Below are 16,121 nucleotides of genomic sequence, written 5' to 3'. Positions count from 1 at the left end.
GTGTCCTACAAATCAGATTTTACTCCTCGTTACAATACCCTATGTTTGATTATCAATTATTTATCAAATTAATACTACACAAAACATCCCGAAAATTTATGAAAAATAATTTTGCCTGTTAAAGTTGGGTTAAATAGTTTATCTGGAACTTATAAACCCATAAAGATGAGATATATTTTCTAAAAATATTTCCTCATAGTGAATGGGCGTATTTTTGAAACGAATAAACCCAACCCAAGTTTAACCGGCAAAATTATTTTTCATAAATTTTCGGGATATTTTGTGTAGTATTAATTTGATAAATAATTGATAATCAAACATAGGGTATTGTAACGAGGAGTAAAATCTGATTTGTAGGACACAGCCATATCAAAATTATTTTGTTACTTTGCACTCATGCACGCAAATGTACAGACACGATTCAACCCTGTAACAGGCGACATGGCTCCTTATTATCGCATCAAGGAGTCATATCGTGACGTGCAGGGTCATGTACATTCGCTAATTTTGTTAAACATCGGGTTCGAACCTTCACTTACTGCTGTACAGGTTCGAAAAATTGCATACGCTCTTACCAAACGCTTCAAAACAAGAAATACACCCTCGCTTTTCAAAGAGCGTCTTGAAGAACTTACTCCTATTGAACAGGCAAAGGCTGACGAATGGTGGATCCGTATGGAGAAAGAAGGTGGAATCGATCGGTTTAATAAGGAAGAGCAGAAGTCGCTGAGAAAATATGAGAACTATATTGACCTTGAGACGGCAAACTATACTGACGCAAGGGATGTCGGTGCTGAGTGGCTCTGCAAGCAGACAATCGACAAGCTGCAATTAGAGGGTTTTCTGCGCAAAAACGGCTGGACGGAGAATACGATACACACGGCTTTGTCAGCATTGATTGTCCGTACGGTATATGCAGTTTCTGAACGTTCATCTTATTATTATTTGCGCGATAACTCGGCTGCTGGAGAACTTTGCAGTGGAATTCCTGGCTGGACACTAGGAATCAATTCTCTGTATAAAATCACAGACAAGTTATATGAACTAAAGGAACAGTTAGAGCGTCATCTGTGCAGCGTTACTGACGATCTCTTTAATATAGACAACAAGTTGATGCTCTTCGACTTAACCAACTTCTATTTCGAGGGTAGCAAGCGTAATAGCGATAAAGCCAAGTTCGGTCGTTCAAAAGAAAAACGCTCTGACTGTAAGCTACTTGTACTTGCATTATGTATCAATAAAGAAGGTTTTATACGTTATTCTTCAATCTTGGAGGGTAATACAGCAGATCCCAAGTCTCTACCCAATATGATTGATACGCTGGCAAAGAGAAATCCATCACGAATCAAGGATACGCTCGTTGTCATGGATGCAGGTGTTGCCACGGAAGAGAACTTGGAGCTAATAAAGAAAAAGGGTTACAATTATCTCTGCGTATCCCGTACGAAAATGAAAGACTATACGCTCAGTGATGATAATAAGAGCGTTACGGTAATGGATGCCCGTCGGCAGAAGATAACGCTGAAAGAGGTTAAGACAGAGGATGATAAGGATTATTATCTCGAAATAACATCTCCTTCGAAAGCTATGACAGAGTCGTCCATGAACAGAGTCTGGAGAGAGCGTTTTGAGATGGAACTGCAGAGGATAAACGATGGAATTTCCAAGAAAGGTGGAACAAAAACCTATGAAAAGGTTGTTGAACGTACAGGACGTGCCATACAGAAGTACCCTTCTATAGCGAAGTTCTACCAGATAAGCTACATAAAAAATGAGAAGAAACCCAAGCAGATGCTACGTGTAGACTGGGAGATAAAAGACCTCTCAGCAATGGAATCTGGTCATGGAGTCTATTTCCTCCGCAGCAATGTCAGGACACTTTCTGAGCGTGTGACATGGGAATACTACAATCTCATTCGCGAGATAGAATGCACGAACAGACAACTAAAGAATGATCTCAACCTCCGTCCAATCTATCATCAGAAAGATGAGCGAAGCGACGCACACCTTTTCTTCGGTTTATTAGCCTACTGGGTGGTAAACACCATCCGTTGTCAATTAAAACGGGAAGGAGAATCCTGTTACTGGACCGAGATAGTACGACGTATGAGCACCCAAAAGCTTGTCACCACACAAGGGAAGAATCCATTAGGTGAAACCATCGAGATGCGCCAATGCAGTAGTCCTTCGAAACAAGCAAAACAGATATACGATAAGTTGAACTTAAAACACTCACCATTCAAAAAGAATAAAATTTGTAGGACACAGAGCCCATAAGAAAAACGATGAAAGCACGGTGACAGTTAGATTAGGCGAAAGTGGGTGTTAAACTTGGGCTAAAAAGAGAGAAGATGCGCCAACCAACATATAGCGAAACTTCTTTTCTGGGTCATGGGTGTACATTGTGCAAACCATATATTCCAGCATAAAGGAATCGATAATGCCAGTAAAGTCCTCTTGGTTGGGATTATGCCAGAAAGGGTAGAAGTGCATGCCAAAGTAATCTCCAAATACTGTGTCGTGCGTAATGTAATTATCAAAATCAATAGACATATTTGAAAGAAATTCTATCATGAATTCATCATCGTCTAGCACATAGTTCTTGAATTTTTTCAGTTCCTTTTCCACAAGTCGATCAAATACTTTCTTTTTCATTAATGATGTCCTCCTGTTTTAAGTTTTTGTTGTCTTTTTGCTTCTGTATCCCAATTCTCATACCTGATGGAATCTGCATACAATTTCCCTTTTTCACCACGCTTTATACCCACATAGGCTACTTTTCTATCCCCTAAATTAGTCATGATATCCCTGCGAGTTCTCTTATTAATTTTGCCATTTGCTACAGCATTATTCACTCGTGTCTTAACAAAGTTCTCCGGCTTCAGCTGGTCTTTAGAAAGATTGAATTTCCCTACCGTAGAGGACTTTACCTCAAAAGCATCATATTTTCCTGTACTTGGATTCTTGGCAAGCACATCAATACCCTTGTTAGAGCCGTATTTTACGTCTATAATTTCATAATTGTTCTTTTTAAGGTCATTAATTACAGCTTTCTCACCAATATCTCCCACAGCATGTCCGAATGATCGTAAGCCAAATATATCATACCAGTTGTTAGGACTTCCAACATACGCATATAGTGTCGGATTTCCGCCCACCAATCCTATCGGATCCTGACTGATATAAGTTCCTGTATTCGGCTCATAGTAACGAAATCTGTTGTAATATAGCCCCGTCTCAACATCCTCATACTGCCCCTGATACTTAAACGGAATGAAGGAGGAATTATTGTTACCCTTCCTTCTCTTTCTGCCGAAGATGTCAAACTCTTGCTCCCATACCTTGTTGCCGTTGTTGTCAAATGCCTGCAGGGGAGTGCCGAGGTAGTCAGACACGATGGAGAAGCTCTCGCCGTTGGCAGCGAGCTTGCCAGCAGGAATGAACGTGTTCTGTTCGAAGAGCCAGGTAGTGACATCTGCCCTTCTGGCATCAGAAGAAACCTCCTACCACTCGTGCAGCAGCGCATTGCCACCTCAAAGAAATGCGTGTTCTTAGTTATTAGCCCTAAGGTAACTTGTTTGAAGTTGACCACTTAGTAGCCTTTCCTCGTTACTGCCTCAGGTACACTGATTCTCTTTCGCCGATAGATGACGACCAAACCAATAATCCAAAGCTTTCTTATTTATACCATCTTTTCCTGTCCAAAAATCAACAGGATAATGCCAGTCTGAATTATGTCTCTTTCTTGGTGCTATTGATAAGTTTGTATATTGGTGAAGCAGCCCTTTGTGTTCCTTTGTTTCCAATATACTACAATATCCTAAGGTCTCTAAAAGTAGTTGAAGTTCAAACAAATTGGTTTCAAATCCTTTTATCTTACTAATTAAAGAGGTTATTCCTCTCTTGATAGTCTCATTATAATCTATTTCCTGTATGTATCTCAATATCTGTAGGAAAATATTAATGTCATCTTCGTTAGGAAGAACATTCTCCATAGTATTCGTTTTCTTTAGATATTGATAAAATGTAGATAGATTGTAATCTATTAGGCCTCCAAAGTCATTACTATTTTGATTGTTAGAATTGACAAATTCTTCTTTATAGTTAGAGCATATTATACAAGGCGTACGTTTTATTACGAAATTCTTGTCTTCCTCACTTAAATATATAAAGTTTGGTGGTAGAGGATGGCTTTGAAAATGATGAAAAGGAAAACTTTGCATAACTGCAAGGACTGAAAGTCCACATCTCCATTCTAAGCAGTGGGTACTAAGGCTTGATAGAAATAAATTTGTATATTTATCCTTGTCTGCCATCTTATATTCTTTAAATATTAATTTAATCAATTCATCATGTTCCATATTATTTATAGTTAATGGTGTCCTTTAAAATCATCGTAGTTTAATTCGTCCAAAGTAGGCAATTCACTTGGTTTTTTCCCTGATAGATAATTATCAGCATTAGCCAATCGCTTTTTACCAATTATAGTCTTTTGTCTTGCCTCAGAAATACCGTTAATTTTATTTCCTCTTACATTTTCATTTCTTCTTCCTAATAATTTATTTTCACTAATTCCTCGTTGCTCAATACCTCTTACAATATCATAGTCTGTGTTTATTGGTGTCTTCCTCTTCAATGTATCACCTTCGCCAAATCTTACTCCGTCTTTACCTTGAGTCCCTGCATGCCTTCTTGCAACATCCTGTAACTTTTGCTGTTCAGAGGCTCTTCCATGGTAATATGTTTCCTCTTTAGAATTTACCAAGACATAATTCCAGTCAAGACCAAAAATATCAATAGTATGATTTGTATTAGAAACATATGAATAGAAATTATACATACGGCTATTTAACCTAATCGGATCTTGACTAATGTAATTACCCGTACACGAGTCATAGTAGCGGAAGCGGTTGTAGTACAGCCCCGTCTCAACATCCTCATACTGACCCTGATACTTAAACGGAATGAAGGAGGAATTATTGTTGCCCTTCCTTCTCTTCCTGCCGAAGATGTCAAGCTCCTGCTCCCAAACCTTGTTGCCGTTATTGTCAAATGCCTGCAGGGGAGTGCCGAGGTAGTCAGACACGATGGAGAAGCTCTCGCCGTTGGCAGCGAGCTTGGCAGCTGGAATGAACGTGTCCTGCTCGAAAAGCCAGGTAGTGACATCTGCCCTTCCGGCATCAGAAGAGACCTCCTGCCACTCGTGCAACGGCACATTGCCATCCCACACGAAGTGAGTGGTCACACCCCCATAGGTCTTCTCGGTCCGCCTGCCCAGCGCATCGTATGCGAATGACACTTCCTTGCCGTCAGGACGGACGACCCTCGACAGCATACCATCACTCTGCCAGTCATAACGCCATCCTGCACCAAAGGTACGGAAGGTTATGCCGAGCCCCTCCTTCATATGCGCCTTCTGCCCGCCGAGCGGAACGGACACACCGGCCCAGTCCAGCGTCCTGAACTCCTTGAACACGAGGTTGCCGTCGCAGTCATAGTGATAGAAGTAGTCACGGTCATCCGTCAGCCGGCTGCCCGTGCCGTACTTACGGTCATCCTTCTCACGTGTCTCAAAGAGGTTGCCGATACGGTCAGGAATACGGTAGATACGCTCCACGTCATTCCCCTGCTTGTACTCGGCGGAAAGAAGATTGTCGAACTCATCATAGTCATAGCGGACCCGACGCCCAGTAAGACCGTCCTCGGTTGCATGAAGACGGTTGCCGATGCCCCAGGTATAGCTGCGACGGAACTGCTCGACATTGCGTGCACCCACCGACTTGTAGGTCTCACGTCCAAGGCTGTCATGATGTGTCTTTATATGCACTCCGCCTGTAAGTTCACGCTCCGTCTCCAGTCCTACCCTGTCACGCTGCCATCTGGCTGACCATCCTTCGCTGTTCATCTCACTGAGGTTGCCATCCTTATCGTGGGAATAGTCAATGCTTGCACCAAGACTGCTCTCGGCGTGCACGTGGCGTCCTATACGGTCATACTTGCGCATGATGCAGTGCTCATTTCCTCATCCGTCCAGATGTCATAATGAGCCTTGGCCGTAATCATTCCTCCCTCTCCACACGGTTCGTTATAGAGCCTTTAATCTGTAAGATTATCAAAATGATATTTGCATTTTGACATACCCTCATCTTTTTAGATATTTGTATAAACTGAAGAACCTTCTTCTATAAGGTTTATTCCTTTTAAATTAGCAGATTCACAAAGTTTTTTAAATTGTTCTGTAACAATAATGTACGAGATCTTTTCTTTCATTCTTACCATCAAAGAGTTACGAATTGAATTCGGAACGATATATAATTGTTTTATTATCTTTATAACAGCAGAACCATATCTTTTAGTTTCAATGACCGATCTGACCTCATCTAAACAAGGGACTATCTTAAGAATATTTGGAATGTAAAAATTCCTGTTTGTGTTTCCATCCATATCTTTTATATTTACTCTTAAAAATTGAACATCTTCCTCATATCCTTTGAACAACTTTACGAACTTTGAACTTACTAACGGTGTCCCATATGTTGGCAAGACATCGTAGTTATTCAAATAATCATCTATCTTGTCAACTTTATAGAAGATCTCACTTTTTATTTCTATACGTTCTCCTTTTTCAAAGGCATTATATTGGATACTATTTTCTTCTGCATATTGAAGATATATATCCCTTTTATAAAACTCGCTTAACTGATAATACATAATTTAATAACATTTAATTTCACCTTTTCGTAAACCTAATCTTGTTTCTTCTCTTAGACTCTCTATTGCATCTAAATACTGCTGCCTACCCCAGCGATCAGCATTTCCGAATTTAACAAGATCATTTAACTTTTGCTTGATGTCGGCATTGTAATTGACATGCGCTTTATTCCATCCATTATGAATGCTTCTTGTTGAATGGATTCCATCTTCTATCGGTAAATAAATCAAATTACTTGGTTTATTAACGTCAAAACCCGCTGCTTTTATGGTAGGGTGTTCTGGCATCGATTTTGGTATGACGTGATGTAATTGATAACCTTCTAACTTTGGCATATTACCATAGTTCCAACCACCTTTAGGCATTCCACTAAGCCCTAACAAATCTATCCAACGGTTAGTATTGTGGACATATGCATAAAGTGACATACCTCCTGCTAACCTTATCGGGTCTTGGCTGATGTAATTGCCTATCCTCGGATCGTAGTATCTGAACCTGTTGTAATACAGTCCAGTCTCTTCGTCCTCATACTGCCCTAACTGGCGGAAAGGAATGAACTGCCTGCTACCGTGGATGTTACGGAGATTACCATAGATGTCATAGTCTGCCTGCCAGACAACATTACCTTTGTCATCGTATGCTTGGACAGGACGGCCGATGTAGTCGCTGATGATGCTGTAATGCCTGTTGCCGACAATCTTGGCAGTTGGGACGTAGCCGGCACTGTCGTAAACCCAAGTGATGAGATTCTCAACTGGTTCTGGCCTGTCGAGTGTGACCTCACCAGTCTCGGTAACAACCGTATTCGGACGATCAGTTTCGGCATAGTCCCACTCATGCAGGATGACATCACCATCCCAAAGATAGCGATACACTCGTCCGTCAAAGACCTTCTCTATGCGTCTGTCTACTGTTTCGTCTCTAAAAGATGACAGGCCAAGAATAATTTAAAAGCTGCATTGATAGGGGAAGGTTAAGTTTAAGAACCTAATTCGATAAAATCCTCAAAGAAATCCTTAAACGATGAATATAATTTTTCTATTCTTCCAAGAACAATTTTTTCAGTACTATCATACCTTATTTCCACTCCATATATTGGATTATCTTCTAATTCTTGTTCTGCAGAAACTTTGTATAAGGTTAAATATTCGCCTACTTCGTAGTTAAGAACGATAAAATTGTTAGAAAGATTTACTTCACACCTCATCTGCTTAGTAACTTCCACAACCGAATAACTAACAGTATTTTCATCTTTTGCTATTCCAAGTATACTGACATCACCAAAATTACACATACCGCACTGGGATAAGAAATTTTTGTAGTGTTTTGGGAGTTTAATATTTAGTTCTTTTTCAACATAAAGAATCTGTTCCTTGTCAGCTCCTAACCAATATTCAAAATCTTCACTTTGTTTTAATCTTGCTAGATAGTCCATAATATATTATTATTAATGATAATCTGGTTTAAATGATTTTGCTCTTTCTTTCCAATAATTTCCACGAAACTTTTCGTATTGCCTTTTAAGTAATTTGTTGTTCCTAAAACTGTTACCATCTTCGATTAAACTATGTAATGGCTTATAATATCTTTTATGAGTACTGTCCAATAATTCTATCATCGGACCAGGCTCTTCACCGATAACATGATGCAAATTTACTTGTTTTCCATCTGTGCCGATAGGAGCATATCCTTTACTCATCAAATCATAATTTGATGCACCCGCATCCAGTAATTTTTGCACTGTTGGATTAGTTTTTCCTACAATGGGATCAACGTATTTAGGAACTCCTCCTCCAAAATCTGTAGAGTTTTGATACACCTTTCTTCCCAAAACTTTAATGGGACAAAACTTACTTAACCCTAATACATCTGCTCTATTATTCGAATCGTGGACATACCCATACAGCGTTGGGTTATTTCCTGCTAACCTTATCGGGTCCTGGCTAATATAGTTGCCCGAACTTGGGGCGTAATAGCGGAAGCGGTTGTAATACAGTCCAGTCTCTTCGTCCTCATACTGACCTAACTGTCGGAAAGGAATGAACTGCCTGCTGCCGTGAAGGTTACGGAGATTACCATAGATGTCATAGTCTGCCTGCCAAACGATATTGCCGTTATCATCGTACGCTTGGACAGGACGGCCGATGTAGTCACTGACGATGCTGTAATGCCTATCGCCGACAATTTTGGCAGTTGGGACGTAGCCGGCACTGTCGTAAACCCACGTGATGAGATTCTCAACTGGTTCTGGCCTGTCGAGCGTGACCTCGCCAGCCTCGGTAACAACCGTATTCGGACGGTCAGCCTCTGCATAGTTCCACTCGTGCAGGATGACATCACCATCCCAAAGGTAGCGATATACTCGTCCGTCAAAGACTTTCTCAATGCGTCTGCCTAAAGCGTCATACTTGAACGTTACGGTCTTTCCGTCCGGTCGTGTTACACTCCTAAGCATACCATTGCCCTGCCACGTATAGGCATAGTCACCGCTCTGCCAAGCAAGGAACTCATCCCGCATCCCAGTTTCAAGGGATGGTCCCGACCTGCGCATGGTCTTGAGCACAAGGTTACCCTGGCTGTCATAATAATACCGCCACTTCCTGTCCTCACGCAACTGTCCACCACGCCCATAACTCCTGTCCGTGCGGTCGGGGCTGTCGTATACGTTACCCATCAGGTCCGGGTTGCGCCACTGACTGCTGCCGTCACCATACACTGCCCCTGACAGAGAACCGAAGGTATCATAATCGTAACGGACACTTCTACCGTTTATTGTGTCAAACGTTCGTAAAAGACGAAGATTATCACCCCAAGTATATGACTTGTCATACAGCGTTTGACCATTATGACGGACACGCTGATGTGCAGGACGGCCAATGCTGTCATAGTGCATCGTGTTCTCTACACGGCCAGGCATCATACGTGACGTTTCACGCCCGAATCGGTCGTATGCTATATCCGCCTCCCAAGGCTTCTTCCGCCCTGACATGCCAGCTGATATGTGGTTGACAGAGCCTTTTGCATCATATCCGTAGGTAATATTCCCCCCTAATGCACTTACTATATGTGAGAGTCGGGAGCGGTCATCATACCTGTGTTCCACAGTACGCCCGTCTTGGGTTTCCTTTATGACCTGCCCCAAAGCATTACGCACGAACTCCGTCACGCTGTCCCTGTTGTACGCTTTGGTGAGCCGTCCTGCCTTATCGTACTCCCAAGCCTCCCAGCTACCATCGGTGTACTTGTTATAGGTAAGTCGTCCAGCTTGGTCATGCTGATGATGCACAGCCGTACCATCAGGTAGCTGTGTAGTAATCACCGTGCCGTCAAGGTCACGGATATAGTGACGTTCTAATCCATCAAAGCCCCTTTCACAAATCACCTCACCATTAAGGTCACGTTCAAAGAAGTAACGTTCGCCATGTTCGTTCTCGACAAACTTCAGCTGGTCATAGGAATCATACTCATAGTTCAGCGCACTGACCATGCGCATACTGCTCGTCCGTCGTGTCTGACGGCGCAGGTTACCCATAGGAGTGTACTCCATTGTCCACAGCTCGTTGCCACTGGTAATTTCAACAGGCAGGTCGTAGGCATCGTAGGAGATGCGCATCATACTTTGTCCAGGAGCCGCATAACGAGTAATACGTCCAAGCCGGTCACGCTGCCATTCTGTACTATTCCCGTCAGCATGCCTGTGCTTCAGTGGACGGCCATAGTCATCGTAAGCGAATGTTTCACAAACGCCATGCCCGTCCGTAACACTTACTCCTAATCAACTATCAATCATGTTTTCTTATGTAGTGTTTCGGCGAGTAGGAGAGCAAAGTCATAATTTCAAACTTTCTATAAATAGATTTTACAAAAAGATAAAAACTTTTCTGTAGATCAAACTGAAATGCCATAGTAAATATTTTATACACTATCAGCTCAAAGTTGGTCCCACTTAAATCTATGTAGAAAAGAGTTATGTTCTTGTTCTTCTATTTATAATTCTCTAATTCCTTATTTATATCTTCTATCAGTTTGCTTACAGAAACATTCAGCCCAAATCCATTTGGGACGGGGAATATTAACGCTTTATTTATATTATGCGATTGTAGCTTTCCTAAAGTTGTATTAAGGAATTCTTCTAATTCAAAACTTTTACACAGAGAGCCAGACATTTCTTTTGTTTTGGTTACATAATATGAAGCAAAATCAATAAATGGGAACAGAATTATATATAATTCTCCATTTTTTCCTTCGTTTAGAATAATAGAATCATCTTCATATAATGTCCAAATTAGCTCCCAATCACATATTCGTTTAATGAAATATGTATAACGTTTTTCTGGAGACAATTTTATTACTGCCTCAATTTCTTGTTTAGATACATCCATAACCTCATAGTTTTATTTTTACTCTTTTATTTAATCTTCCAAAATTATCATATTTATGCTGAAGTTTGTGTAATGAAGCTAATTGTAAATTAGAATGTTCATAATCAAAGCCTTTAAAAAGCATTCAGTATGACAAATATGATTTACAAGTTTTTAAACTATGACAAAAAGCTCTACATTTATTTAATTCTCTTGGAATAAATACCTATAGAAGAGTTCTAATTCCTGTGTATCCTGACCTAAAGTTCTCATTCTATTATAGATTTCTTTATATTTTGTTTCAACTCCCTTTACATTATTAAACTTCTTTAATAAACACATTGCAACATAATCAGTATGCTTTATTAAATATGCATCATTATCAACCAGTGTAAACCAGCTCTTTGCATAATCGACACTTTGTAATAATTCTGTCTGCCAATTATCCTTTTCCTCCAATTTCTCAAAATTAGAAAACCAAATAGAGAATTTTGCATTAAATTCGTTCAAAGTTTGTTCGTCTTCCTTAAAGAATCTCCAGTCTGTCAATCCATAAATATCTTTGTTAGTAGTTCTTCCTTTGACAATGCTATCTATTACTTTGTCAGTGAAATTAGTTGGATATTTTATAATAGGATCCTTCAATACTTTTTTTAGAACATTATTCACATCAGTGGAAATACTTCTGTTTTGTAACTTAAGTCTAAGATGCAATGAAAAATATGTCTTTGATTTTGTCACACAAATCTCATAAATATATAAACTGTCTCCCTTTTTTTTCTCAAACTTGTTTGGACCTTTCAATTTAAACCCATCTTGCTCGAAAGCATCTCGAATCGTATTTACTATTTGGCTTATGACATTTTTCTTTTCCATATTCTTTACATATTAATTTCCCATAATGGAACGTTTCGGACACTTGACGTAACATTTGAAGTCTTCATATCCGCTAATGGTTTACCATTCATATCTAAGGGGGCGTTCTTTCCGAAAACTCCACCTCCAGAATTTATCAAAATATCTTTCTTTATTTGCGAAGTACTCCTAACAGCACCTCCTGATTTAATCTCTACATTTATAATTTTACCAGTCTTCTTGCTCTGGATAAGAACATCGGAATATCTTCCTCTCCCTATTCCTGGCGTTTTAATATACACTTGTCGTCCCAAAACAATAACATCTGAATTATGTAGCAAATCATTGTATATTTTGTCTTCAGCTAATGTGCCTTGCTTTTTATTTGCCTTGCAGTCTAATCCAAATAAGTCAAAAAACTTATTACAGTCTTCTACATACCCATATAGCGTAGGGTTTCCTCCTGCCAACCTTATAGGATCTTGGCTGATGTAGTTACCAATTCTCGGATCATAATACCTGAACCTGTTGTAATACAGTCCAGTCTCCTCGTCCTCATACTGACCCAACTGGCGGAAAGGAATGAACCGCCTGCTGCCGTGGAGGTTGCGGAGCTTACCGTAGATGTCATAGTCTGCTTGCCATACAATATTACCGTTATCATCGTATGCTTGGACGGGACGACCGATGTAGTCGCTGATGATACTGTAATGCTTGTCACCAACAATCTTGGCAGTAGGGACATAGCTGTCACTGTCGTAAACCCACGTGATGAGATTCTCAACTGGTTCTGGTCTGTCAAGTGTGACCTCACCAGTCTCGGTAACAACCGTGTTCGGACGGTCAGCCTCGGCATAGTCCCACTCGTGCAGGATGACATCACCATCCCAAAAGTAGCGATACACTCGTCCGTCAAAGACCTTCTCAATGCGTCTGCCTAAAGCGTCATACTTGAACGTTACGGTCTTTCCGTCAGGCTGTGTTACGCTCCTAAGCATACCATTGCCCTGCCACGTATAGGCATAGTCACCGCTCTGCCAAGCAAGGAACTCATCCCGCATTCCAGTTTCAAGGGATGGTCCCGACCTGCGCATGGTCTTCAGCACAAGGTTGCCATGGCTGTCATAATAATACCGCCACTTCTTGTCCTCACGCAGCTGTCCACCACAACCATAACTCCTGTCGTGCGGTCAGGGCTATCGTACACGTTACCCATTGTATCTGGGTTACGCCACTGACAACTCCCGTCACCATATACAGCCCCTGACAGAGAACCGAAGGTATCATAATCGTAACGGACACTTCTGCGGTTTATTGTGTCAAGCGTCTGCTGAAGACGAAGATTATCACCCAAGATAATAAATACTATGTCTACCCATTACCATATCTTTATGTCTTCTACAAACAACTTATCCCTATACTAACCGATACCTGTAAACTATTTTCGTACAACTTAAAACCGATATATGCTCTTCTGGCTTAGAGAAGACGCCTGATCGACTTGCAATAGATGCCCTTTAGAGGTCTAACTAACGCCCTTCTGAAGCCTTACTAGGCACCTTTATATTACGACTTCTTAACTGATTGATTTACTGTGGGATGCAGCCTTTCCTTTTACACGCATTTTAGTCTTTATTTGTAGTTGTTTTATATGAAATTATGTTATGATTTTTCAATATTTTATCTGCATTTTACCGAAGCATTAACATGAAAAGCTCTTTTGTGTCAGAGGATAAATAAAACAGACAGCCAAGACCGTCTTGGCTATCTATTCACATCACGCATAACTTCTGATATTCCTTTAAGGCTATACGAAAGGTAGCTACGCATTTAACGAAAATACCCTCCCAAAAAGGTTCTTGAGAAGAACTTTTTTGCAAAAAAGTTTTTTTTCTATGGCTAAGATACAAAAAATAACCGTCAATATGTCGCCAAAGGCGAAAGAGAAGGACTGTTGAATGAGGTGGGTTATTTCTACTCAATAGCCTTTAATATTCTATTCTCTAAATCAATAGGAAACCAAACTATTGAAAATTCATATCCGTTAAATTCTTCTCTTGTTATTGGTATCTCTTTTTTCGTACCAAAATCTCTCAATCGAAAAGCACCGTCTATTCCAAATATCATTTTTAGTTTATTATAATTTGAATGCTTATATTTATCGTAGTTTTCAGTTTTGCCGATTATTCGCCACCGTTTTCTAATAACACCATCCCAAAATATTTGTAATGGGGAAAACAAAATACCCGAGTTTACGATTTCGTTTATACTTGTTTTAGCAGAACCTATTTTTTTGAATATCTCTACTAAAACCGAAGAACTCGTCTCTATAACTCTTCCAAATGCAAATTCTTTATCTAAGTCTTCATCAGATAATTTCTTTTTTAAATTCCAATCATCTTTGGGCATAAACAAGGGGATACAAAATATTTCTCCAGGATAAACAATAACTTTTTTCATAATTCTATTGGTATTTAATCTTCTTGTATTCTGCTTCAAAACCCTTTCCTCTTGCATCTGTTCGATTATGTCTGAAAGAATTTTGTTGATTTGCTTTAGGATTTGTTTTATCTATTGTTTTATATTTCTCAATGTAATATTGTTCGTATGCTCTTGCTTTGGCATAGTCAATATCTTTATGTAAATCTATTTTTACATCAGTTTTAGGATTGAATCTACCATTGCTCGTATATTGTCTTAAACGTATATCTGAATTTTGGCTTATTCCAATATAATATGGTTTAGCTCCTTCTTTCGGAATATCGTTCACAATGTCAACCTCATTATAAAGGGCATAAACATCTTGATTAACACCAAATGTGTCTACCCCCAATGGATCAATCTGTGTATTACAATCCTCTACATATCCATACAGCGTTGGGTTCTTTCCTGCTAATCCTATCGGGTCCTGGCTGATGTAATTACCAATCCTCGGATCGTAATAGCGGAAGCGGTTGTAATACAGTCCAGTCTCCTCGTCTTCGTACTGATCTAACTGGCGGAAAGGAATTAAGTCTCGGATAACCTTGCGATTATAGAAATATAAGCCCTTCGCATACACCCACGTTTAAAACCTATACTACAGATATAATTTTCGGTTGCGGTTTAGTTGTAACAGTTGTAAATATCATTTATATTATTAGCTTCTTCTATAGACATCCCATTGGGGACTATCCCTGCATAAAGCAGTGTGTAAGTATGTGTGCGATACTCTTTTGACAGTAAATTGTAAAAATATGATTGTATTCCTGTTAGTTTTTGGGGATCGAGCAGTCGCCCTTTTCCAAGATGTTCTTGAAACAGAACACTACTCAAGTCTTCTAACATAAACTTATGGGGTGGAAAATCAATATCTTCATCAATATTCATATCTCTAATTGCTTCGTAACCCTTCATTATATCATTGATTGTATTTTTCTGACATCTTAAATCTTGATGTATACTATCTATCATCAGTGACGATGTTGCCAATACGCATTCAAAACCATTTCCCCACACAAATGGGTACTGTGTGGGTGTGGAAAGCGATTTAACCGCAAGTCTTTTGTCAAACGCCATTTGGTTTATACATAAGCCCAGATTAGTAATACTATCCTGTTGAATCATTTCTAAATCATGTAGTTTTAAATTGGGGTTTTTGAAACTCATCAATCCACATGCAAAAAGGGACTCTCCTATATTTTGTTGGTCAGCATTATATATTAATGTTTCGAAAGTTTTTTGACAGTCATTTAATGTGGATTTATAAAAAATCACATCTGGCATTTGTGGTTCAATAGTGTCTGGGAAAACTCTTTTCATAAAGGATTGAAATCTTTTGTAAGATTCAAACTCTTCAGAATATTGTAATGACAACTTCAGTGCGGCCGTTTGGTATTCTATAGGGGTTACCAAAATACTGTTTTCATCTCGAATATACTCTTGAAATATATATCCTAAAAAGTTTAAGATCTCATTCTTATATTGTATCTTTCCTTTTTGACATATGTTGAACTCCATAACTTCAATTACAGGTTCTATTATACTATATATTCTATTTTGATGCTTTATGTTGGGAGCTAATTCATTATAAAGGAAATACTCTATATCTTCTGACGAGTCCTTGGTAGAGAACAAATAATCTAGCTGATAAGGTATTGCATCAATTGCGTCCCTGTTTGGTGCTTGATAATATTGCCAATTAATTTTCATTT

At 39.5% G+C, this 16,121-nt stretch carries 15 protein-coding genes and 2 pseudogenes; 1 reads left to right on the top strand and 16 read right to left on the bottom strand.

The window, feature by feature from the left end:
• Window positions 1-396 precede the first annotated feature (396 nt).
• Window positions 397-2,277, top strand: coding sequence for an IS1634 family transposase (locus AXF23_RS09580; protein WP_107625146.1), 1,881 nt, complete (start codon window positions 397-399; stop codon window positions 2,275-2,277).
• Window positions 2,278-2,325: 48 nt separating this feature from the next.
• Here AXF23_RS09580 and AXF23_RS09575 read toward each other — a convergent pair whose 3' ends face one another.
• The 16 genes and pseudogenes from AXF23_RS09575 to AXF23_RS09510 form a co-directional block, all read right to left on the bottom strand.
• Entirely contained in the window at window positions 2,326-2,655 is a 330-nt protein-coding gene (locus AXF23_RS09575; protein ID WP_233251275.1) for a hypothetical protein, read from the bottom strand.
• Window positions 2,655-3,395, bottom strand: a complete 741-nt coding sequence (locus tag AXF23_RS16490) for an RHS repeat domain-containing protein (protein ID WP_255413677.1) — start codon at window positions 3,393-3,395, stop codon at window positions 2,655-2,657. Before AXF23_RS16490 ends, AXF23_RS09575 begins: the two co-directional genes overlap by 1 nt.
• 222 nt (window positions 3,396-3,617) lie before the next feature.
• Window positions 3,618-4,361 carry a hypothetical protein gene (locus tag AXF23_RS09565; RefSeq protein WP_233251274.1) on the bottom strand — a complete coding sequence of 248 codons (744 nt, stop codon included), beginning with the start codon at window positions 4,359-4,361 and terminating at the stop codon, window positions 3,618-3,620.
• A gap of 11 nt (window positions 4,362-4,372) precedes the next feature.
• Entirely contained in the window at window positions 4,373-6,004 is a 1,632-nt protein-coding gene (locus AXF23_RS09560; RefSeq protein ID WP_107625145.1) for an RHS repeat domain-containing protein, read from the bottom strand.
• 146 nt (window positions 6,005-6,150) lie between these two features.
• Entirely contained in the window at window positions 6,151-6,711 is a 561-nt protein-coding gene (locus AXF23_RS09555) for an imm11 family protein (RefSeq protein ID WP_107625144.1), read from the bottom strand.
• A gap of 3 nt (window positions 6,712-6,714) precedes the next feature.
• Window positions 6,715-7,587 carry an RHS repeat-associated core domain-containing protein gene (locus AXF23_RS16525; RefSeq protein ID WP_107625143.1) on the bottom strand — a complete coding sequence of 291 codons (873 nt, stop codon included), beginning with the start codon at window positions 7,585-7,587 and terminating at the stop codon, window positions 6,715-6,717.
• A 104-nt stretch (window positions 7,588-7,691) separates the two neighbouring features.
• The gene (locus tag AXF23_RS09545; RefSeq protein ID WP_107625142.1) at window positions 7,692-8,147 is read right to left on the bottom strand and encodes an SMI1/KNR4 family protein; all 456 of its coding nucleotides are present in this window, start codon (window positions 8,145-8,147) and stop codon (window positions 7,692-7,694) included.
• Window positions 8,148-8,159: 12 nt separating this feature from the next.
• Complete coding sequence (locus tag AXF23_RS09540; RefSeq protein ID WP_233251273.1) at window positions 8,160-10,328, bottom strand: HNH/ENDO VII family nuclease; 2,169 nt, start codon at window positions 10,326-10,328, stop codon at window positions 8,160-8,162.
• 63 nt (window positions 10,329-10,391) lie between these two features.
• A pseudogene (locus tag AXF23_RS16485) lies at window positions 10,392-10,469 on the bottom strand (hypothetical protein); the annotation flags it as partial.
• 226 nt (window positions 10,470-10,695) lie between these two features.
• Window positions 10,696-11,094, bottom strand: coding sequence for a DUF2750 domain-containing protein (locus tag AXF23_RS09535; RefSeq protein ID WP_107625141.1), 399 nt, complete (start codon window positions 11,092-11,094; stop codon window positions 10,696-10,698).
• A 183-nt stretch (window positions 11,095-11,277) separates the two neighbouring features.
• Window positions 11,278-11,949 (bottom strand): hypothetical protein, encoded by a 672-nt coding sequence (locus tag AXF23_RS09530; RefSeq protein WP_107625140.1) that lies wholly within the window; start codon window positions 11,947-11,949, stop codon window positions 11,278-11,280.
• Window positions 11,950-11,954: 5 nt separating this feature from the next.
• Window positions 11,955-13,034 carry an RHS repeat domain-containing protein gene (locus tag AXF23_RS16520; RefSeq protein ID WP_304598328.1) on the bottom strand — a complete coding sequence of 360 codons (1,080 nt, stop codon included), beginning with the start codon at window positions 13,032-13,034 and terminating at the stop codon, window positions 11,955-11,957.
• Window positions 13,028-13,282: a hypothetical protein gene (locus AXF23_RS16100; protein WP_199222179.1), complete on the bottom strand. Its 255-nt coding sequence runs from the start codon at window positions 13,280-13,282 to the stop codon at window positions 13,028-13,030. The genes AXF23_RS16520 and AXF23_RS16100 overlap by 7 nt, the downstream gene beginning before the upstream one ends.
• A 620-nt stretch (window positions 13,283-13,902) precedes the next feature.
• Window positions 13,903-14,388 (bottom strand): Imm26 family immunity protein, encoded by a 486-nt coding sequence (locus AXF23_RS09520; protein WP_107625139.1) that lies wholly within the window; start codon window positions 14,386-14,388, stop codon window positions 13,903-13,905.
• Window positions 14,389-14,752: 364 nt separating this feature from the next.
• Window positions 14,753-14,938, bottom strand: a pseudogene (locus tag AXF23_RS16595) (RHS repeat-associated core domain-containing protein); the annotation flags it as partial.
• Window positions 14,939-15,033: 95 nt separating this feature from the next.
• Window positions 15,034-16,119, bottom strand: coding sequence for a hypothetical protein (locus tag AXF23_RS09510; RefSeq protein ID WP_107625138.1), 1,086 nt, complete (start codon window positions 16,117-16,119; stop codon window positions 15,034-15,036).
• Window positions 16,120-16,121: the final 2 nt, after the last annotated feature.

Origin of the sequence: Prevotella sp. oral taxon 313, assembly GCF_003043935.1 — a bacterium.
Classification (GTDB): domain Bacteria; phylum Bacteroidota; class Bacteroidia; order Bacteroidales; family Bacteroidaceae; genus Prevotella; species Prevotella jejuni.
This window is presented reverse-complemented; position numbering and strand designations above follow the sequence as displayed.